General features: G+C 68.8%; 22 protein-coding genes and 1 pseudogene. 16 read left to right on the plus strand and 7 right to left on the minus strand.

The annotated features are described in order from the left end of the window. Window positions 1–8 precede the first annotated feature (8 nt). On the plus strand, window positions 9–593 hold the full coding sequence (locus KUM38_RS02350) for a sugar O-acetyltransferase (RefSeq protein WP_217127571.1): 585 nt from the start codon (window positions 9–11) through the stop codon (window positions 591–593). A gap of 16 nt (window positions 594–609) precedes the next feature. Further along, window positions 610–1,155, plus strand: coding sequence for a TetR/AcrR family transcriptional regulator (locus tag KUM38_RS02355; RefSeq protein ID WP_217127572.1), 546 nt, complete (start codon window positions 610–612; stop codon window positions 1,153–1,155). A 52-nt stretch (window positions 1,156–1,207) separates the two neighbouring features. On the opposite strand, the gene KUM38_RS02360 is transcribed toward KUM38_RS02355, so the two are convergent. Together KUM38_RS02360 and KUM38_RS02365 are read right to left on the minus strand one after the other, a co-directional pair. After that, complete coding sequence (locus tag KUM38_RS02360; protein WP_217127573.1) at window positions 1,208–1,975, minus strand: hypothetical protein; 768 nt, start codon at window positions 1,973–1,975, stop codon at window positions 1,208–1,210. Between the two features lie 110 nt (window positions 1,976–2,085). Next, window positions 2,086–2,826, minus strand: coding sequence for a PH domain-containing protein (locus KUM38_RS02365; RefSeq protein WP_217127574.1), 741 nt, complete (start codon window positions 2,824–2,826; stop codon window positions 2,086–2,088). Window positions 2,827–3,009: 183 nt separating this feature from the next. On the opposite strand from KUM38_RS02365, the pseudogene KUM38_RS41515 reads away from it, so the two are divergent. The 8 genes and pseudogenes from KUM38_RS41515 to KUM38_RS02400 all read left to right on the plus strand — a co-directional run. Beyond that, a pseudogene (locus tag KUM38_RS41515) lies at window positions 3,010–3,108 on the plus strand (PPOX class F420-dependent oxidoreductase); the annotation flags it as partial. A gap of 347 nt (window positions 3,109–3,455) precedes the next feature. Beyond that, window positions 3,456–4,475 (plus strand): peptidoglycan-binding protein, encoded by a 1,020-nt coding sequence (locus KUM38_RS02370; protein ID WP_217127575.1) that lies wholly within the window; start codon window positions 3,456–3,458, stop codon window positions 4,473–4,475. Window positions 4,476–4,807: 332 nt separating this feature from the next. Further along, a complete protein-coding gene (locus KUM38_RS02375) occupies window positions 4,808–5,158 on the plus strand; it encodes a hypothetical protein (protein ID WP_217127576.1) in 351 nt (116 codons plus the stop codon). Window positions 5,159–5,453: 295 nt separating this feature from the next. Continuing rightward, the gene (locus tag KUM38_RS02380) at window positions 5,454–6,029 is read left to right on the plus strand and encodes a L,D-transpeptidase (RefSeq protein WP_308408886.1); all 576 of its coding nucleotides are present in this window, start codon (window positions 5,454–5,456) and stop codon (window positions 6,027–6,029) included. A 246-nt stretch (window positions 6,030–6,275) separates the two neighbouring features. Then, window positions 6,276–6,893 (plus strand): GNAT family N-acetyltransferase, encoded by a 618-nt coding sequence (locus KUM38_RS02385; protein WP_217127577.1) that lies wholly within the window; start codon window positions 6,276–6,278, stop codon window positions 6,891–6,893. Window positions 6,894–7,106: 213 nt separating this feature from the next. Beyond that, window positions 7,107–7,517 carry a hypothetical protein gene (locus KUM38_RS02390; protein ID WP_217127578.1) on the plus strand — a complete coding sequence of 137 codons (411 nt, stop codon included), beginning with the start codon at window positions 7,107–7,109 and terminating at the stop codon, window positions 7,515–7,517. A gap of 33 nt (window positions 7,518–7,550) precedes the next feature. Continuing rightward, entirely contained in the window at window positions 7,551–8,393 is an 843-nt protein-coding gene (locus tag KUM38_RS02395; RefSeq protein WP_217127579.1) for an aldo/keto reductase, read from the plus strand. A gap of 301 nt (window positions 8,394–8,694) precedes the next feature. Beyond that, window positions 8,695–9,072, plus strand: a complete 378-nt coding sequence (locus tag KUM38_RS02400) for a hypothetical protein (RefSeq protein WP_217127580.1) — start codon at window positions 8,695–8,697, stop codon at window positions 9,070–9,072. A 195-nt stretch (window positions 9,073–9,267) separates the two neighbouring features. Here KUM38_RS02400 and KUM38_RS02405 read toward each other — a convergent pair whose 3' ends face one another. Next, complete coding sequence (locus tag KUM38_RS02405; RefSeq protein ID WP_217127581.1) at window positions 9,268–9,702, minus strand: ester cyclase; 435 nt, start codon at window positions 9,700–9,702, stop codon at window positions 9,268–9,270. Between the two features lie 122 nt (window positions 9,703–9,824). On the opposite strand from KUM38_RS02405, the gene KUM38_RS02410 reads away from it, so the two are divergent. Then, entirely contained in the window at window positions 9,825–10,307 is a 483-nt protein-coding gene (locus tag KUM38_RS02410) for a hypothetical protein (RefSeq protein ID WP_217127582.1), read from the plus strand. 451 nt (window positions 10,308–10,758) lie between these two features. Here KUM38_RS02410 and KUM38_RS02420 read toward each other — a convergent pair whose 3' ends face one another. The 3 genes from KUM38_RS02420 to KUM38_RS02430 form a co-directional block, all read right to left on the minus strand. Then, entirely contained in the window at window positions 10,759–11,055 is a 297-nt protein-coding gene (locus tag KUM38_RS02420; protein ID WP_308408887.1) for a DUF6247 family protein, read from the minus strand. Window positions 11,056–11,256: 201 nt separating this feature from the next. Continuing rightward, window positions 11,257–11,457 (minus strand): DUF397 domain-containing protein, encoded by a 201-nt coding sequence (locus tag KUM38_RS02425; protein WP_217127583.1) that lies wholly within the window; start codon window positions 11,455–11,457, stop codon window positions 11,257–11,259. After that, window positions 11,454–12,302, minus strand: coding sequence for a helix-turn-helix transcriptional regulator (locus KUM38_RS02430; protein WP_217127584.1), 849 nt, complete (start codon window positions 12,300–12,302; stop codon window positions 11,454–11,456). The genes KUM38_RS02425 and KUM38_RS02430 overlap by 4 nt, the downstream gene beginning before the upstream one ends. Window positions 12,303–12,552: 250 nt before the next feature. Here KUM38_RS02430 and KUM38_RS02435 point away from each other — a divergent pair, with 250 nt between their 5' ends. Beyond that, complete coding sequence (locus KUM38_RS02435; protein WP_217127874.1) at window positions 12,553–13,185, plus strand: ATP-binding protein; 633 nt, start codon at window positions 12,553–12,555, stop codon at window positions 13,183–13,185. 3 nt (window positions 13,186–13,188) lie between these two features. Here KUM38_RS02435 and KUM38_RS02440 read toward each other — a convergent pair whose 3' ends face one another. Further along, complete coding sequence (locus KUM38_RS02440) at window positions 13,189–16,344, minus strand: DUF3427 domain-containing protein (RefSeq protein ID WP_217127585.1); 3,156 nt, start codon at window positions 16,342–16,344, stop codon at window positions 13,189–13,191. A gap of 162 nt (window positions 16,345–16,506) precedes the next feature. Between KUM38_RS02440 and KUM38_RS02445 the strand changes: the two genes are divergently transcribed. The 4 genes from KUM38_RS02445 (at window position 16,507) to KUM38_RS02460 (ending at window position 19,385) form a co-directional block, all read left to right on the plus strand. After that, window positions 16,507–17,496, plus strand: coding sequence for a YDG/SRA domain-containing protein (locus KUM38_RS02445; protein WP_217127586.1), 990 nt, complete (start codon window positions 16,507–16,509; stop codon window positions 17,494–17,496). A gap of 112 nt (window positions 17,497–17,608) precedes the next feature. Continuing rightward, window positions 17,609–18,103 carry a hypothetical protein gene (locus KUM38_RS02450; protein WP_217127587.1) on the plus strand — a complete coding sequence of 165 codons (495 nt, stop codon included), beginning with the start codon at window positions 17,609–17,611 and terminating at the stop codon, window positions 18,101–18,103. 66 nt (window positions 18,104–18,169) lie between these two features. Continuing rightward, complete coding sequence (locus KUM38_RS02455; RefSeq protein ID WP_217127902.1) at window positions 18,170–18,343, plus strand: hypothetical protein; 174 nt, start codon at window positions 18,170–18,172, stop codon at window positions 18,341–18,343. A gap of 49 nt (window positions 18,344–18,392) precedes the next feature. Next, the gene (locus KUM38_RS02460; RefSeq protein WP_217127588.1) at window positions 18,393–19,385 is read left to right on the plus strand and encodes a hypothetical protein; all 993 of its coding nucleotides are present in this window, start codon (window positions 18,393–18,395) and stop codon (window positions 19,383–19,385) included. Window positions 19,386–19,485: the final 100 nt, after the last annotated feature.

Consider the following 19,485-nt stretch of genomic DNA (forward strand, 5'->3'; position numbering starts at 1 on the left):
TCGTACGCATGCCGACGGACGACCACTTCGCGAACGATCCGCGCACGAACCTCGAGCGCATGCTCGCGGGCGACCTCTACATCGCCGACGATCCGGAGATCGCCCGCCGACAGCAGCGCGCGATGCGGCTCGCGGCCCGCTACCAGGCCGCCTACCCCGAGAACCCCGCCGAGGCGAGGCCGATCCTGACCGAGCTCCTCGCCTCGGTGGGCGAGGGCGTCGAGGTGCGCCCGCCGCTGTACGTCGACTACGGCAGCAACATCAGCATCGGCGCCCGCACCTTCGTCAACTACCACCTGACCGCCCTGGACGTCGCCCGGATCACCATCGGCGAGGACTGCCAGATCGGCCCGAACGTCCAGCTCCTCACGCCCACCCACCCCGTGGAGCCACAGCCCCGCCGCGACAAGCTCGAGGCCGCGCTGCCCATCACCATCGGCGACAACGTCTGGCTCGGCGGCGGCGCGATCGTCTGCCCCGGAGTGACCATCGGCGACAACTCCGTCATCGGCGCCGGCGCGGTGGTCACCAAGGACATCCCCGCGAACGTGGTGGCCGTGGGCAACCCGGCCCGCCCGGTCCGCACCCTCTGAGCCCCGGTCACGGACCATGGCCACCGGACACACCGACCCCCACCGCCGCGAGCGCATCCTCGCGGCGGCGCTCGACCTCATCGCCGAGGAGGGCGTGGCGGGCGTCTCCCACCGCAAGATCGCCGCACGGGCCCAGGTCCCCCTGGGCTCGATGACGTACCACTTCACCGGCATCGACGACCTCCTGCTCCAGGCGTTCACCGGCTACGCCGACCACGTGGTGACCCTCTTCGAGCACCACCTCAGCGGCGCCACCACCGCCGACGAGGCCCGCGAAGCGGTCACCGACCTCATCCACACCCTCTCCGAGGGCACCCGCCGCGACCTGATCCTCACCCAGGAGCTCTACACCCTGGCGGCCCGCCACGAGCCGTACCGCGACCTGTGCGCCCGCTGGATGCGCCGCAGCCGCACCCTGCTGGAACAGCACTTCGACGCCGCCACGGCCCGCCGGCTGGACGCCCTGATCGAGGGCCTGACCCTCCACCGGGCCCTGGACGACACCCCGTCCGACCGCGAACTGACCCGCGAGGCGGTCGCCCGCATCACCGCCACCCCCTGACCGGCCCGCCGGGGCCGACGACCGTTCCGCCCGCGGACGGGAGCGTTCCCGGTCAGCTGCCGCTCTCCCGCGGGCGCGGGAACTCCCGCACCAGCTCTCCGCCCCGGGGCTCGTAGCACGACATGCCGACATTCCACCCGAACCCGGTGAGCAGGGCGTGCAGTTCCTCCCAGCGCCCGGGGTCCACCTGACCGGCGAAGCGGACGAGCCAGGGGTCGGAGAGCGTGGAGAGCCGGGCCCACCCGGTGGAGAAGGCGATCTCGCCGCGGAAACGGTCGGACGGCCCGATCTCCCAGCCCGCCCCGGTCAACGCGTCGACGAACTCGGCCCGGGAGGGAGTGGGGTCGTCCTCCGTCTGACGCAGGTACACGGCCCCGTAGACATCGGGGATTCCGTCCAGCTTCTCCCGCAGCCAGTCGGGCACGTGCTCCTCCGCGCGGGGGAAGTACTTCAGGTCCCGGGCGTAGTGCTCGGGCGTGAAGGACGGTGCGTCCGGCTCGTGGTCGTAGTCGTAGTCGACCGAGTACCGCTCCGGGACCAGCGTGTAGGTGAGCGTGTACCAGGTGCCGTGGGTCTCGTCGTGCATCCCCGCTCGCAGCCGGCGGCACAGGTCGTCGATGCCCCGCGGGACGCCCGCGGCGGTGAGGCTGCGGCCGTCCGCGTCCAGGACCGCCAGGCCCGCCATGGAGCCGCTGGACACCAGATCGGACCAGCGGAGCGTCGCCTTCGCCCAGCCGTCGGGGAGCCCTCCGGCCAACACACCGCCGATCTCGGCACCTATCTCGGCTTGTTCGGTCATGTCCAGGGCGGTGGTCGGCACGGTGTCACCCATCCTCGGTCTCGCTCGGTCGGGGGAGTCACCACGATCGGACGCGGTACCCGGCCGTCCGGTTGCGGCGGCGCGCCGGAACCCACGCCCCGTGAGGCCGCTCAAGGCACGTCAGCGGTGCCCGCGCGACGGCCGAGGCGGCGGACGGCGACCCCGTACACGACGGGGAACACCACGACCGGCACGAAACCGATCCACTGGAACGGCCGGGGAATCCCGTCGCTGTCCCAGTCGAACACGTCCCCCAGCACGAATCCGCACATCAGCAGCGCGAGGAACGAGCCGACGGTCAGGAAGACGGCCAGCACCATCGCCGAGGACCTGGCTGCGGCACGCTCCCGCGCCGCCAGCACGAAGGCCTCGTCCGGGGCCGTCCACCCGTCACCCCGAGACCGTTCCCACACGTCCGTGACGGCGCGCACTTCGCCGGCCCGCGCCCCGATCCCTCCCGGCAGGGCGAACAGCCGGCCCTCGCGGTCGAGCAGCAGCGTCCTGGACGATGCCGTGCCGTCCTCCACGCCGATGCCCAGCACGTCGGCCCACGCGGTCCTGCGGGTCCGGAACAACCGCCGTACGGCGATGTGGTCCTCGTACACGATGGTCGCCGCCCGCCAGAACCAGGCGATGCCGAGATACACCGTGCTCATCAGCACGAGCATCCCCGCCTTGAACGGCACGGGCAGATCGTCCTCCGGCACGATGGTGCCCGCCAACGGCACTCCCGGCAGGCCGAGCACGAGAGTGACGAACACCAACTGCGCCGCACGCAACCGGTACGTGCGGACCACCCGGCCGCTTCTGCCCCTCACCACACGCGCCCCCTGCCGGAGATCGGCGTTCACCCCGCCCACGGTATCGCCCACTCCCCGTACCGGACCCGCCGCGTGACGGTGAACTGACACCCGAACCGCCACAGGCCCCGGCCCCCTTGGAAAGCACCGCACCGCGTCGGGACCGGCGGCACACACGCGCCCTGACACCGACGCCCACGGGATTCACGAAAGGGCCGGGCCCCGCAGACGTCGGACGAGGACGCGTTCCTGGAACAACCGGTCGCCGAACGCCGGGTGGTCGTCCGGCTGAAGGCGGACCGGCTGTACGGCACCGCGCTCGACGTCGAGGGCTGGGCCGGCCGACCGTCCTCCCTGTGGGTGAGCGACGTGTGCCGGGAGTGCGCCCGCACCGGCACTCGTCCGGGTGAACGCGTGCTCTCCGCGCCGGTTCCCGCCGCGGCTCCCCGAACGGGCCGTGGGCAGCCGGGTCGCGGGACCGCGCGACGTCCGACGGTCACGCGGGGGCGCGGAGGGTTCGGTACGGCCGTACCGGACTCTTCGTCCGGCGTCGCTACGATCTGCGCTGCTGTGGGCCGATGTATCCGCACTTCCGTCATGCACGCGGTTGACCTGCTGTTATGCAGCGATGCAGACGGCGTGGACGCCCGGCCGTTCCGCGAGACGACGGGGAGGGACACATGGCGCACGAGCCGGAGGCGCAGGACCGGGGGCAACGGCCGGGGGAGCGGCTGGCGCGGCTGCTGCGACGCTGGTGGGAGGAGGCCGGGAGCGCGCCCGGCGGCACGCGGCCCACACAGCAGGCACTGGCCTCGAGGCTGGGCATCGACCAGACGACGCTCTCCCGCTACCTGAACCCGAAGCACGCGTCGACCGCTCCGCTGCGGGTGGTGGAGGCGCTGCACGCCCATCTGCGTGCCCCGGCGGCGGAGCTGGCACAGGCACGGGAGCTGTGCCGGGCGGTACTGGAGGGGAACAGCGGCCAAGTGGCCGTCGGCAACGGCCCGGAGCCCACCGACGCGGCCGATGCCGCGGGCGGCACGGGCGGGCACGGCACCGCGGGTCCGCCGGGGCGATACCGGTGGGTGCGGCCGGCGCTGATGGCCGCGGTGGTGGTGCTGGCCTTCGTCGCCGGGGCGGCCGTGCGTGACCAGTACGCCCCCCGTCCCCGGACCACGGCCGACGGTGTGGCGGCCGGCGCCGTGCCGGCGAGCGGCGCGCCGCTGGAGTGGCCGCTGCTGATGAAGCGGAAGGAGGACCAGTTCACCCGTGGCCGCGCCCTGCAGCACCTGCTGCGGGCGCACGGCTACGAGGTGAAGGCGGACGGGTTCTTCGGGAACGAGACCCAGGACGCCGTCATGGACTTCCAGCGCGGGAACAACCTGCCGTCCGACGGCAAGGTGGGCGAGGACACGTGGCCCGAACTGGTGATGCCCCTCGGGCGCGGAGCCGACGGACACGCGGTCCTGGCCCTCCAGGAGCTTCTGCACAACACGGGCCAGGGCGGCACGGAGGTGTCGGGGGAGTTCACCGCGGCGACCGCCGAGGACCTGAGGTTCTTCCAGGACCGCCACGGCCTGCGGCCGAACGGCAGGGCGGACGTCGACACCTGGCTGGCCCTGCTGGTGTTCCAGCGCCCGCCGGCCGGCGCCCCCGCGTACCAGAGGTCCCCGAGTCCGACGCCCTCCACACCGGCGTGAGCGGGCCGTGCCGGCCGTCCACGTGACACCACGTCCGCACGGGGGCGCCCCGCATGCACGCCGCCCGTCCCCGTGCCGCATGAGGGGCGACTTCCCCTCCCGGCAGGCATAACCGCAGCTCAGAACCCCTTCCCGCGGGATGCACGGCGGCTGCATGGATGCGCCTGTGCAGACCCCCCGGAATGTCTTCCCGCACCCCGCTCCCACGGTCAGTCTGGATGCAGTGCCCGGCGCTCCCCGGCCGACCCGCCCCGCCCTCGTCGGCGGGCGATGTGCCCGGGGCGTGGCGCCGGTGCGCTTCCTGACATCTCTCCATCCGAAGGGGTACCTCCATGTCCGCTGTCCGCAAGTCCGTCCTGTCCGCGCTGTCGACGATCGTTCTCGCCGGTGGGCTGGCCGTCGGCGCCGCCGGCACGGCGAGCGCCGCCACCTGTCCGTCCACGGCGTCCCCGAAGATCGACGGCGCGATCGCCGGCTGGTCCCTGAGCTGCTCGGGCGGCGCCGTGCGGGTGTCCGGCTGGCTCGAGGACACCCGTATGGACGGCAAGTGCGCCATGGTCCGCATCGTCGGCGGCAACGGCGAATACCGCACGAAGCAGGCCTGCGGCTCCGGGGTCCGCGAGCAGTTCGACTTCACCTTCGCCGGGACGAACGAGGCCCAGGTGCGCCTGGCCATCGCCTGAACCCCGTTCCGGGGCGGGCCGTGACGCCCGCCCCGGAACGTCCGGGTGCGCACCCGCCCGCCGGGGGAGCCCGGGCGGGTGCGCATCCCCTGCAGGGGACCCCGGGCGGGTGAGCATCCCCTGCCGACACGACCGCCGGCGGAGGCCGGTGCACGCCGCCGATCCGGCGAAGAACCGGCCTCCGCCGGCCATGGCGGACCACGGCATCCGGGACAACCGTCTCCCCGGGTCCGTCCACAGACGCGTGGCCGTACGGAGCCGGCCGCGAGGAAAGAACGAGGAAGGAGGCAGGCACGTGAACGCGAACATGGGTTCCCTGCGCGACCTCATGACGGCGTGGGCGGTGATGACCGCCCTGGCCCTCACCCCGGCCGCCCTCACCGGCGACCCTGCCGGAGGCCAGGCCGAAGCGGCGACGCCGGCGACCACCCTGGTCTTCGACAAGAACCCCGACGACCCCACCGATTCGACGCTCTCGGTCCACCGGGGCGGGAGACTCCGGGCCACCTACCGGGCCGGATCGGGTCTCGGCGTCCAGGACGACTGTGCCCGCGCCAAGGGCTGGATGCCGGACGGGAACTGGCGGATCCGGTCCAGGACCCGTACCTACGACGGCAACCTCATCAAGGGGTACGCCGTCCACCTCCAGGACATGACGTGCTCCCGGGGCACCCTGACGCGCACGGAGATGTTCATCCACTCCGAGACGAACCGCGACGGCAGCACGGGCAGGTCCGAAGCGCGTCGTTGGGACGGCGCCGGCGACTACCAGTCCAACGGCTGCGTGAAGCTGAGCCCGGCGGACATCGAGGCGGTGTTCCGCCTCCTCGACCGCATCGGCTGGCCGACCCACCTGCGCGTGGTGTCCTGACCCGGGTGGGCGGTCGCCGGTACGTGTGTCCCGACCGGTCAGGACCTGGTGATCCCGGCCGCCGGGTCGTACTCGACTCCTCGCGCCCAGGTCCCCTCGGCCGCGGTCGGTTCAGTTCAGCATGTTCCGGATGACCGCCGAGCGGGCCTCGGAGATCAGACCGCCGAGGCGCGAATCCCCGGCCCTGCTTCTTCCTCGCCGTCGCGTGCGGACCCCGCCGAAGTCGAAGATCATCGGACAGGCAGAATGACCGGCATGCCGATGACGAACATCCCGAAGACGGCGAAGGCCGACGATGCGCAGGCGGTCAGCCGCGCCCTCGCCAGGGCCTTCGACGACGACCCGATGATGCGGTGGTTCTTCCCCGACGACTCCTCTCGCGAGGCCGCGTTGGGCCGTTACTTCACCACACTCTTCACCCGGCAGTACGTCAAGCACGGCGTGTGCGAGCGCACCGATGGCGCGGCCGCCTTCTGGGTACCGCCGGAGGGGCAGGCGAAGGCCGTGCCCGACGCGGAGACCGTCCAGGAGCTCCAGGACATCCTCGGCGACCGGGCCCCTCTGTTCCGCGACGCCGTGGAGGCGGCGGCCGAGCACTCACCGCAGGGATCCCACTGGTACCTGGCGGTGATCGGCGCCGACCCGGCCACCCGGGGTCAGGGACACGGCGCCGCCCTGCTGCGTTCGGGACTGGCCAAGGCGGACGCCGCGGGCCTGCCGGTCTGCCTGGAGTCCTCCAAGCCGTCCAACCTCCCCTTCTACGAGCACTTCGGCTTCACCGTGCACGAGGAGCTGCGGCTGCCGGGCGGCGGACCGGTGCTCTGGGCGATGCGGCGCGAGCCCAGCCCCCCGACCGGCGGCTGAGGACCGTCCGGCGGGCCACCGCCGGATTCGCGGCGTTCATGAAGTGGCCGAGCGGTCAAGGCGGTTGCCCACGTCATGACCCATCGCCCCGCGCCCCGCCCCCTGTCCGACGAAGCCCTCTCCGGCCTCGGAGATCAGACCGTCGAGGGCTGAGCCGCTGACCGCCGCGGTTTTCCCGTACGCCCGATCAGGCTGGCGTTCTACTGTGGCCCGATGGGGAACGAGCGCCGTGTCCGCCGCCTGGTGGTGAACGGAACCGTCTGGCACTGGACGGTCCGTCAGCGGGCGAGACCCGACTACCCCGACTGCCGGGTGACCCTCTCCCTCTTCCCGGAGGCGCCGGCACACGGCGTGCGACGCCGACTGTCCCTGGTCTTCGCCCCGGGCCCGGACAGGGTCGTTTCGAACGCGTACGTCGAGGCGGGCACGGTCGTGCGCCTCCCCGACCACGCCTGGCTCAACCTCTACGAGCCGGGAACGGTCCGGCGCCTGCTCGACGCCGCGGCGCCTGCTCTGGAGAGCTCACCATCGGTGCGGGACCTCGAAGTGGACGGCTGGCCCTACTTCACTGAAGTCGTGGACCGGCCGGTGAACGAGCCCGCCGCTCGCACGTCGCGCTGCTAGCGTTCCCCTCGGGCGAGGGGGAGAAGACACCACATGACACCGACGACGTTTCCCATCGGCGGGGACTTCCACGTACGGCGGCTGGGGTTCGGTGCCATGCACCTGCCCACGGAACCGGGCCCGGCCCGCGAGACCTCCCTCGCGGTCGCCCGGCGGGCCGTCGAACTGGGTGTCACGCTGATCGACACCGCGTACCTGTACGGCGGGGGAGCCAACGAGGAACTCCTGGCCGAGGCCCTGCACCCCTACCCCGAGGGCCTGCTGGTCACCACCAAGGTCGGCGTCGCCCGGACGGGCCCCGGCGGCGAGTGGAAGCTCGACGGCCGCCCGGCCGTCCTGCGCGACCAGGTCGAACAGGCCCTGCGCCGACTGCGCGTCGAGCGGATCGAACTGCTCCAGCTGCACCGCGTCGACCCCGACACACCGCTCGCCGACCAGGTGGGCACACTGCGGGACCTGCGGACCGAGGGCAAGATCGGCAGGATCGGCCTGTCCGAGGTCACCACCGCCCAACTCGACGAGGCCCGCCGGATCACCGACATCGCGAGCGTCCAGAACCGGTACAACCTGCTCGACCGCGAGCACGAGCCCGTCCTCGCCGCCTGCGAGGCGGCGGGCATCGCGTTCCTGCCGTGGCGCACCGTCGCCTGGGGCGACTCGGGAGCGAGCCCGGAGGTCACCGCGGTCGCGGCCGAACTCGACGCCACCCCCACCCAGGTCGCCCTCGCCTGGCTCCTCGCCCACTCACCGGTCGTCCTCCCGATCCCCGGCACCGCCCGCATCGACCACCTGGAGGAGAACCTCGCCGCGGACCGCCTCGACCTGCTCCCGGAACACCGCGAGCGCCTCGACCGGCTGTCCGGGGCGGTGACGTAGGGCTCCTCCGGGCCTGCGGGAGGCGATGAGACCAGCTGAGCGACCCGGTCCGGCCCGGTCCGGTCCGGCCCGGTCCGGTCCGGCCTGCGTCGGGAGTCCGGGCCTGCGCCCCGACCGGTCCACGCGCCCGGCCGACGGAGGTGGACCGAGGCGGACCCCGGTGCTCGTGCCGGTCGGCGGAATCGCGTCGAGTCGGCTTCGAACCGGCTTCGAACCGGCCAGGGGAGGCCGGAAAGCGACACTTGACCTTTCAACATGTTCGTTGTGAGCATGCGGTGACGTCCTGAGATCGGAGTCCTTCATGCGTTTGAAGTCCCTCGCCCTCGCGGCGATACCCGCGGCCTTCCTCGGTGTCATGGCATCCGCGCCCAGCGCGTCGGCGTGGTCTCCCGGGAACTGCCAGACGGGTACGTTCTGCGTCTGGCCCGAGTTCTGGTACGGCGACACGGACATGCAGCCGTCGCTGGTGACCGACGGTGAATGGTCGGGCAGCGCTCTCGGCCACATCTTCTACAACAGGACGTCCCAGGACGTCACGATGACGTACGTCATCGTCGGACACGAGGAGCAGGGGCCCAAGACGGCATGCGTCTCCAGCAATCACGGCAGCTACTTCACGATGCCCATGTACGTCACGGACATCGCCTGGCGTGAGGACGACGGCAGCCCCTGCTGGTGACCACCCCGAGGCACCGTCTCCAGCAGCGCTGAGGGGTTGAGCGTTCTCAATCCCTCAGCGCACGAAGACAGGGCACCCGAGCACCGCCCCTTCTGCGGCGCCCCGGCCGCGGCGGACCCGCCCTGGTGCCGGGTGCCGGCCTTCCTCGACCGGAGCGGAGCCCCGAGACGGGACGATCCCGGCTCATGAGCCTCGTCAGGACGGGAAGGCGCCGAGCTGACGCAGCAGCGAGAGGACGTCCACGACACCCCGCACCTCGGCGACCCGCCCGTTCGCGAAGCGGAAGATGAAGATCTCGCTGTAGGTGACGGTCTTCCCGGTGGGCGGCACACCCTGGTACTCGCCCCGATGGGTCCCGGTCACCGTGCTCCTGACGACGACCTTGTCACCCTCCGAGATCGTCTCCTCGACGGTGACGTGGATGTCGGGGAACGCCCGCAGAAGCACCTCCCACACCCGCTTCAGGGCCTCCGCACCCGACAGGCCCATCGGCACCGGCGCGTGGAAGAGCAGATCCGGCGCGACGAGCTCGTCGACGGCCTCGGCGATGAGATCCCGGTCGCCACTGTTCACGGCGGAGTGGAAACGGTGGATCGTTGCTGCGTTGCCCGTTGTCCCGGCTGCCGACATGCGCCCTCTCCTCTGCTCCGTGCTGGACGGTGTCTCAGCAGTACGACGACACGGCCGCCGGGAATGTGACGCGACGCCCGGCCAGGGTGTGGTGACCGCCACCGCGAGGCGATGATGCGCGGGTGTTCTACGAGGACCTCAGCGAGTACGACTACCTGGACGACGACACCTTCACGGACCTGGAGTCGGGCTTCCACGGGCTCTGGTACCGCCCCGCGTACACCCGCCTGAACGTCGGCTGGCTGGAGGCCGGCAAGCCGTACTCGACGGGCCCGGTCCCCGACGGGTTCGTGGAGAAGCTGAAGGCCGTCCAGCGGGTCCAGTGGATGAACGTCTGCCTGGGCGTGCACGAGTGCGACCTGTGCCCGGCGGGGGACGAGCCGGCCCCGGAGGGCAACGGTGAGCTACGGATCCCGGGCGACCCCGGCATCGCCTACGCCGCCCCGTTCCTCATCACGCACTACGTCACTGCCCACGGCTACCGCCCGCCGCAGGTCTTCATCGAGGCTGTTCTCGCCGTCGACGTCGACGCGTGGGCCTCCGTGCGGTGGCCCGACGTGCCGTTTCCCTGGATTCCGGGGGACGCGGAGCGCATGGTGGAGTAGACGCCGGGGCGCGAACCGGACCGGGTGCAGCCGGGCCGAGTGGATGACGGACCGGGACGATCCCCACGCGCGGGCCTTCTACCGGACGCTGGGCTTCACCGAGTTCGACGGAGAGATCGTGTACCGGGTGGTCGCCGGGACGGTATGACGCGATCGCATTTACTCTTCTACTCCTCGCGGGCTCCGTCATCCGGCGTCACAGCGACGATCGCCACGGTCGGGGGTGGCGGAGACGGCGTGTACACATACGCCACGGCCAACCCCGGCACGCCGTCTCGGGGCTCGATTCTCGTCTTGCGTACCTCTGTACCGTCGTGACGGGGAGGCCCGAGCCGCACACCGAGGCGCGGAGCCTGTTCGAGCTCCTGCCGTAGAGCCTCCAAGTCCTGTTCGGCTCCCAGATCCTTCGCTCGCTGGGCAGCCCGTACGGTGACGGCCGCAATCACACCGCTCACGCGCGTGGATCCTCCTGCTTCAGCTGTGCCGCCAGGTCGAGGCCCTCCTGTATGGCGATGTCGAAGTCCGGGTCCTGGTAGAGGCGAATCCGCCCCCGGTAGTCGACGATCACTGCGGCGACTGCATTGAGGTCCGTCTCCGACGAGGCCTCCAGCGCACGCTGGAGATCCGCTTCGAAGGTTTCCTGGTCGCCGGGGAAGCCATGCCCGGACCGCAGAGCGGCCCGGATGTCGCCGATGGTCCTCAACGGCAATGGCGCAGGGATGGGCGTCTCTACGTGCTCTGCGCTCACGATCTCTCGCTCCTTGATCTCCCCAGTCCTACGAAGAGTGTCCTACATGTCCGCATCCTGTGCAGTGATCGTTCAAAACCGAAGGCGGGAGCTTCAGCAAGGCACGGCTTCCAGGTTTCCACGGGTACATGGGGGCAGGACGCCGTTCTCTGACCTTCGGCACATGGCATTGCCGGCCAGCGAGCGGGTAAGGCACGCCGGCTACTTCCGTCGGATCGTCTGCACGAAGGATGCCCAGGTGTCGTGGCCCACTGCGATCACGGGGCCCTCCACCTCCTTGGAGTCGCGGAGGTGAATCCTGCCGTCACTGGTCGCACATTCCACGCACTCACCCCCGGCGCCGTTGCTGTACGACGACCTGACCCAGACCAGAGAGTGCCCTGCCGGGGCTGTGGTGCTCACTTCGAGTGCTCCTTCACGACGGACTTGATCAGCTGAGCGGAGCGCTGAGGGCTCAAGGCCGCGGCGCGCAGGCCGTCGAACGCTCGCGTGTACTCCCGTACATGATGCTCGCCCTCCAGGTAGACCGCGTCCGTGATCCCGTCGCGGTACACCAGATCAGGGTCTTCCGGGGCGGGAAAGCCCAGCATGGTGAAGGAGCCCGTCACCGGGTAGGTGCCGGAGTCGAAGGTGAGGACCTGCAGGGTCACGCTCGGCAACTCGGTCGTCTCCAATACCCGTTCGAGCTGTTCCCGCATGATCTCCCGGTCACCGATGACGTTGCGCACAGCGCCCTCGTGCACGATGAACCAGGCGTCGGGGGAGTCCGGTCGCGCCAGCATCTCCTGGCGTTCCAGCCGTACGCGGACGGCCCGGTCGATGTCCTCGGCCGACATGTGCGCGCCCGTCGTGTGCAGTTCGCGGGCGTACGCCTTGGTCTGCATGAGGCCCGGCAGCACCTCGCACTGGTACTGGCGGAGCGTGGAGGCGTCCTGCTCCAGGCCGATGTAGATGTTGAACCACTCGGGCACACCCGCGCCGTGGACCTGCCACCACCCGCGCGTCTTCGCCTCTCGCGCCAGTGACTTGAGGAACTCGCGCAGCTCGTCACTCGTGTCGTAGAACCGGCACAGCGCGTCGATGTCGGACGGTTGGACCCTGCCGCTGCCGGTCTCCATACGGTTGACCTTGGAGCCGCTCCAGTCCAGCGCCTCGCCGACCTGGGCGCAGGTCAGTGCGCTCTTCTCCCGGAGCTTCTTCAGCTCGATCGACAGACGCCGTCGGCGTGCCGTCGGTGAACCGGCCATTTCGATCCTCTCAAACCCCGGGCCTGTAACGAGTGTTCAGTCTCATGCCAAGAGGGCGGCTTGCCAATCACACGGAAGTGGGAATCCCGTCGTGCACATTGCACGACGGGATGTGCCGGCTCCATGCTGAACGCCGGCGGGAGACGCAGAGTGATGACTCGTGACGCTCCGCTGGTGAACGGCGGGTGTGAACACAGATGGGAGAGCCCTCTTGATTCAGGAAGCGTGCCTGACGCGAAAGCCGTGGAACGTGGAGTTCACCGCCCACCCCGAGGAAGTGGCCGCATTGAGGCGCGTCGTACGCCTCTGCCTGGCGGCCTGGAATCTGCACGGGCTCGTCGACGCGGCCCAACTGTGCGTCAGCGAGCTCGTGTCCAACGTCGTCACCCATGTCGGTCTCGGCACGCCGGGCTCACTCGCGGTCTCCGTGGACGGCGCGTACCTGCGCATCGAGGTCCACGACCCCGACACCCGGGCGCTGCCCACCCTCGTCGCCGCCGACGTCGACGCCGAGGGCGGACGGGGCATGGCTCTCGTCGAGGCCCTCACCGACCGCTGGGGCGTCCAGCTCCACGAGGACCGCAAGGTGACGTGGTGCGAGCTGGCCACCGGGCTCACGCCATCGGCCGGCAGCGCGACGGACCCGTCGGTGACGCGTGCCGAGGCGCTGCTGGACATGTACGCGACGCTGAGGCCGCCGACCTGCCGCTACGAACTCGGGTTCGGCAGGGTGGGTCGGACGGTGGCGGAGGAGTCCGTGATCGACGTCATCACGGACTTCCTCCGCTGGCTCCGGGCCCACGGCTGCGACGCGGACGAGGTGCTCGACCGCGCGCAGACGCACTTCGAGGCCGAGCGGGAGGCGACCCGCGCCTCCCGCTGACGGTCAGCCCGCCGCTACCGCCTTGGCGTACGACAGCACATCCGCCGGGAGCTCATGCTTCAACTTCCAGGTGATGGCCATCGGCTTGCTGCCCTCATGGCCCTGATACTCAGCAGGGCCCAGGAGCATCCACGGCTGAGCGCCGCCTATATCGGTGGTCTTGTAACGGCGGACGAAGAGCAGTACATGACTGCCCTGGGCGGCGTGATGCTGGTACCTCAGCCCAGTCGGGGATGTCTCGGAGGTCTGGTTCTGGGACTCCCAGTGGAACTGGGTCTCGCTCAGTGCGAAGTCGTGGTAGCGAGTCTGAGGGGAGAAGTCCTTCTCATCCTTCTCCCGGGTGATGAGAAGTGCGTCCGTCGCGATCGACTCGCACCACTTCACGCCCTCGCGGAAGTCGCCAGGCATAAAGCCTCCGATGTCCGCCTGCCCGAGCGCAGGGAGGATCTCTTCTCGGCTGTAGGAGGCATGCACGGTCAGGGGGATGCCCCGATCACCGGCCACACCGAGGAGGGGAATGGGTACGTGCTCGGTATGGGCGAGGTTGTACGCCAGCACTTGGCGTAGCTCGCTACGGAAGGCCTGCTGCTTTCGGAGAACGGCAAACCCTGCGTCGTAGCTCGCAAAGCCCTTCCTCGTGACACCGCCCAGCGGCCAGAGCTGGAAGAACAGCATGCGGGCGTATGCCTTCGTCTGCTCATCGAGGTCGGTGTAGGGGGCGGCATCATCTTCGAGCATGCGCGTGTACGCAGCCACGCGTAGTGGGTCGTCGACATGGAGGAAGGCGGGCACTCGCTTGAGGAGAGCGACCTCACCTTCCGGAGCCTCGCGGTCCATCAGGCCGGAGCGGCGGAGCAGCCCGGTCCAGGAGTTCCCGTTCCCTCGGTACACCTCCTTGATGTCTCGGCCGCTTTCCTCCAGGTAGCGGCCGAGGAGGGGCTCTCCGTAGTCAGCGACTTCACGCGCCAGCGTGGACACATTGACGCTGAGCTGGTCCTTGATGTTGGCGATGATGGTGCGCTTCGCCTTCTCCTCCAGCACGATCTCGCAGCCGGAGGGGAGCTTCGGGAAGTCATGCTCGATGTGGTCCAGCAGCCGCTTGCGCGTCAGGTTCGTGAGGGCCCGGAACTGGTTCTCGAAACGGAACTCCTTACGGTGCTGGCCGATGAAGTCCAGCACGGTCAACACGGCCTTGTTGTCGGAGCGCCGGAGTCCACGGCCGAGCTGCTGAAGGAACACAGTCGCGCTCGAGGTCGGACGGAGGAGGAGCAGAGTGTCCACGTCTGGGACATCGACGCCTTCGTTGAAAAGGTCGACCGAGAAGATCACCTGGAGTGCTCCCGATCTCAGATCCGAGAGCGCCTGCCGTCGCTGATCGGCCGGCGTCTCCCCGGACACCGCTACGGCATTGAAACCAGCCGAGCGGAAGGACTCCGCCATGAAGTGCGCATGAGCGACGGAGACGCAGAACCCCAAGGCCCGCATGCGGTGTGGGTCTGCCACTTTCTCCTCGACGGCCTTGACGACGAGGCCAGCGCGGACCTTGTTGCCCGTCAGGACGTTGCTGAGCGAGCTCATGTCGTACGCTCCGCGCTTCCACTCCACGTCGCTCAAGTCAGTGGTGTCACTGATGCCGAAGTAGTGGAAGGGGCACAAGAGCTTGTTGTCCAGAGCTTCCCACAGTCGCATCTCGGCGGCGATACGGCCATCGAAGAACTCGTCCTGAATGTTCTTGCCGTCCATGCGCTCTGGCGTGGCAGTCAGGCCCAGCAGCTCCATCGGCTTGAAGTGATCGATGATCTTCCGGTAGGTCGGTGAGGTTCCGTGGTGGAACTCGTCGATCACGATGACGTCGAAGTGGTCGGGGGCGAGACGATCAAGCGTCCGTGCGTTGAGCGATTGAACGCTCGCGAAGACATGTGTCCAGCGCTCCGGGATCTCACCGCTATGCAGGGACTCTCCGAAGTTCGCATCGAACAGAATTTCCCGATAGGTCCGCAATGACTGCTGCAGGATCTCCTTGCGGTGAGCGACGAACAGCAGGCGCAGGTCGCGATCGTGTCTCTCGCGGAGCTGCTTGTAATCAAGTGCAGCCATGATGGTCTTGCCCGTGCCGGTCGCCGCTACCAAGAGGTTCCGGTGTCGGCCGTGTACCTCACGCTCGACATCGAGGCGCTCGAGCATGTCCCGCTGATAGGGATACGGCCGTACCTCAAGGCCGGACAGTGTGATGGCGCGATCTGTTGACAGCGCACCGCCAGCCACTGCCAGCGCTTCTTGCAGGCGTCCGCCATCAGCGTGAGGGTCGTACGTCTCGAAGGACGGGTCATTCCAGTACGACTCGAACGTTGCTTCAAACTTCCGCATCACATCGGGCGTGGCTACGGAGGACAAGCGAACGTTCCACTCCAGACCATCGAGGAGAGCGGCCTTCGACAGATTTGAGCTACCGACGTACGCGGTGTCGTAACCGCTGTCCCGTCGGAACAGCCAGGCCTTGGCGTGGAGCCGCGTCGAGCGAGTTTCGTAGTTGACCTTGACCTCGGCTCCGAAGTCTTCGACCAACCGGTCCAGTGCTCGCCGCTCAGTGGCGCCGATGTACGTCGTGGTCAAGACCCGTATCGGCACCCCCCGCTCATGAGCCGCCCGCAAGGACCGCTCGATGACCCGCAACCCGTGCCACTTGACGAAGGCGCACAGGAGATCCACACGATCGGCAGTGGCAAGTTCTGCGCGCAGTTCGAACCCCAGGCCGGGGTCCTCGGGTGAGTTGGTCAGGAGCGCGGTATCTGAGAGCGGGATGCCAGGGCGTACGGCGAAGACCCCCGGTGCCTCCTGCCGCGTGATGGCTAGGAGCTGCTGAGGGCCGTCTGCGATGAGGTCAACCCACTCTTGGGCGCCCTTCAGCGTGCCGATGGACTCCAGGATGTGGTTAGCCGCGTGCACGCGCTCCTCAGCGGGCAGGTTCTGCAGAACGCGGCGCACGGTGCGTGAGACGTGCCGCGCAAGCACATGAGGAACCGACTCCGAGCCCACCGCTTCGCTCATCGGGTGCCAGCCAAGCTGAGAGAGCTGCTGCAGCTTCTGCTCGAAGCGGAGCGTGATCAGTTGCTCATACAGGCCCACGGCAGGTTGGGACAGATCCTCCAGCTCAGACACACGGGCTCCTTCGATCACGTCGGACAACTCGGGTCATGTGTAACAGAGAGTTCTGACAGTCCAGGGTGAGGTTGGTCGGCACTGTTCGCTGGACGGTCACAACTCGGCAGCGCTGAGGAGTAGTTCGGCAAAAAACGATCACTTTCGATCCAGTATGGATGGATGAGAATCGAACGTGTCATCGGACATATAGAGGGCGTGCCCGTCGGCATGGTCTTCCATCGGCGAAAAGATGTGCAGCACGCGCAACTGCACCAGACGAACCAGAAAGGCATCTCTTGGTTGCTCGACAAGGATGGCAGCAAGGTCGGTGACGCGATCGTCCTGCACGGCGGCTATGTGGACGACGAGGACGACTGGGAGCGGATCCAATACACGGGGGCTTCTGCGGGGAAGGACAAGGACTCCACGGGCAGGCTGCTTCGCAGCCAGTCATGGTCCTACGAGGACAATGCTGCGCTCCGACTCAGCTATGAGCGGGGGTACCCCATCCGCGTGATTCGGGGGTATAAGGGGGATTCGCGGTACTCGCCGTCCAACTCCTACAGGTACGACGGTCTGTACGAGATTACGGAAGTGCGCACGACGCCTTCCAAGCAACCGGCTCCAGATGGATCACCGATCGACATATGTCAGTTTGACCTACGGAGACTGCCCGAGCCGAACCAGGTGCAGACCCCGGCCGAACGTCACCTCATCGAAGTGCTTGAGGAACTTGACGACGAGCCCACGCATGTAGAGAAGTTCCCGCGCTCGCGCAGCATGCGGGTGCGCCGCCTGGTCAGGGACACGGCTGCCGCACAACGGATCAAGCAACTCTATGAAGGGGAGTGCCAGCTGTGTGGCCTGCGTCTGATGGGCCCAGACGGTAGCCCATACAGCCAGGGCGCCCACATACGGCCTCTGGGGAAGCCCCATCACGGACCCGATGTCGAGCCCAACATTCTGTGCCTCTGCCCCAACTGTCATCTGCGACTCGACATCGGCGCGATCACAGTGGATGAAGAGGGGTCCGTCATCGTGCGGTCAGACCTCGCAGGCGCGAGGCTCTTGCCGAAGCTCACCGTGAGGGACAGCCACCGAGTCCACCCGGAGTACCTCCGCTATCACCGGAGGTACTGGGAGCAGAGAGCTTCTGATCAGGCGCCGTGAACTGCGGACACCCGCGCCAGAAGGAGACTGCATGGCAAGGGAGGTGACGCATGCGGTAGACACACCCTCTGTGGATCAAGGATGAGCAGCGTTACTCGGAGCGACAGTCGGCGTGGCGGGCACCGTTCTCGCGTCGGCGATCACGGGGTGGTCGAGTCGGCAGCAGGTGCAGGCCCAGGCAAGGGCCGAGCACGCGCACTGGCGCAGGCAGGTGCGTCGGGATGCGTACAGTGCCTTCCTCGCTCCAGCCACCGAGTGCCAGCACGCTCTCAAGATGGCCGGTCGTGCGTTCGTGGGTGAACGGGACACCGAGGAAGTCGATCGCAGGATGCAGCATGCGCAAGGGCAGCTAGCGCTCGCGCAGGCAGCTTGGGCCAATCTGGCTGTCGAAGGGCCGGAGACGGTGGAGCAGGCCGCCCGGAGTGTCTACACCACGCTCAAGTCGACGCAGACGACTCTGCTCGCCTTCCGTGACTCGCCGGCGAACGCCCCGGACGGCAACGTCCGCTTCGTGGAGCGTCACGCCGTCGAAGTGGCCCGGCTCTCGGAACGGATAGGTGAGTTCACCGCGGCAGCGCGGTCGGCCCTGGACGACATCGGAGATTGAGTTCCTGCGCTGTCGGCTTACGGGAACGACGAGGCATCCCATCGCCCCGCTACTACGGTCTTCTGCATGACGCTCTTTGCGCCCATGGGCCGGCCTGTTGATCTACGGGTGCAGCCGGTTGAGGAGGTTCTTGAGCGCGTCGCGCGGTCCCTCCGGGCGAGCTCGCTCGCCGTCCCCGCTCTGGCCGAGCGCGTACGGCGGGAGCGTCGGCGCGACTTCGAGAGCCGGGACGGCAAGTGACAGAAACTCGGTGGTCCTGCTGATCTCCGAACCGTGATACTCGACGTCCATGACGCGTGATGACCCCACCGGAGACACCCCGCTCAACCCGGCGTTACGTCGGATTCTGGCGCGGGCCGACGGGCCGGAGCTGTTGGAACTGCTGGTCGACGGAGTGTCGGGCGCGGATCTGACCACCTTGCTGCTGGAGGTGTTCCGGCGCCGGGCGGACCGGGTCTCGCCGGCCGAGGTGATGCGGCGCTATCGCAGTGACCGGTTCGTGGCCCCGGCGCCGGTCGGGTTCGCCGCGCTGCGTCGCGCCGAGGACGCGCTGGTGTCGGCGTTGCCCGACGGCTTCGAGGTCCTCGTGCTCGCCCCGGTCGTGCCACTGGCCACGCACTCGGCCGTGGCGACCGTCGATCCGCGCAAGGTGATCGCGACTGTCCGGGGCAGCGAGGTGGCCGCCGATCCGACGAACGCACTCGCGCTGGAGGCATCGCACCGGCGTGCTCTGGCCCTGGCCGCCGACCCGCGCTCGAACGTGCCGGTCCGGTTGGCGGCCGGCCAGCGGGTGGTGCGCGCCCAGAGCTTCAAGGGTCCGGGGAATCTCGCCCACTTCCAGCTCTTCGGTCTGGTGACAGCCGGCCGGGACACCGGCAACCGACTCTTCGAGCACCAGCACCTGACCGAGCACCTGAGGTTCGCCGCCCAGGTCATGGCCGATATCGGGGCACAGGACACACGGATCGGACTGACCTTTCTGGACGACGCGCCTGGTCCGACCCTCGAGCGGGTGCGCCACGACCTCGCCGGGCTGCCACAGGTGGAAGTGTGCGAGGACCCCGACCGGACCACCGGACGCGGCTACTACACCGGCGTCTGCTTCAAGATCTACACCAGTATCGGAGGCAACCGGTTGGAAGTCGGCGACGGTGGCTTCGTCCCATGGAGCCAGCTGCTCACCGGTAACCGCAAAGAACGCCTACTGATCAGCGGATTCGGTGTGGACCGCCTTGCCGAGGCCCTGACGTCGCGGTCGGCCTCGGACGGCATCGGGGATTGAGTCCCCGCGCTGCCGTGACCTCGTCGGCGAGGTCGCCCAGGTGAGAAGCGAGAGCACCGGGACCGCGATGCACGGCTGCTCCCGCGGGACGGCGAACTCG

This window comes from Streptomyces sp. AC558_RSS880 (assembly GCF_019049255.1).
GTDB lineage: Bacteria > Actinomycetota > Actinomycetes > Streptomycetales > Streptomycetaceae > Streptomyces.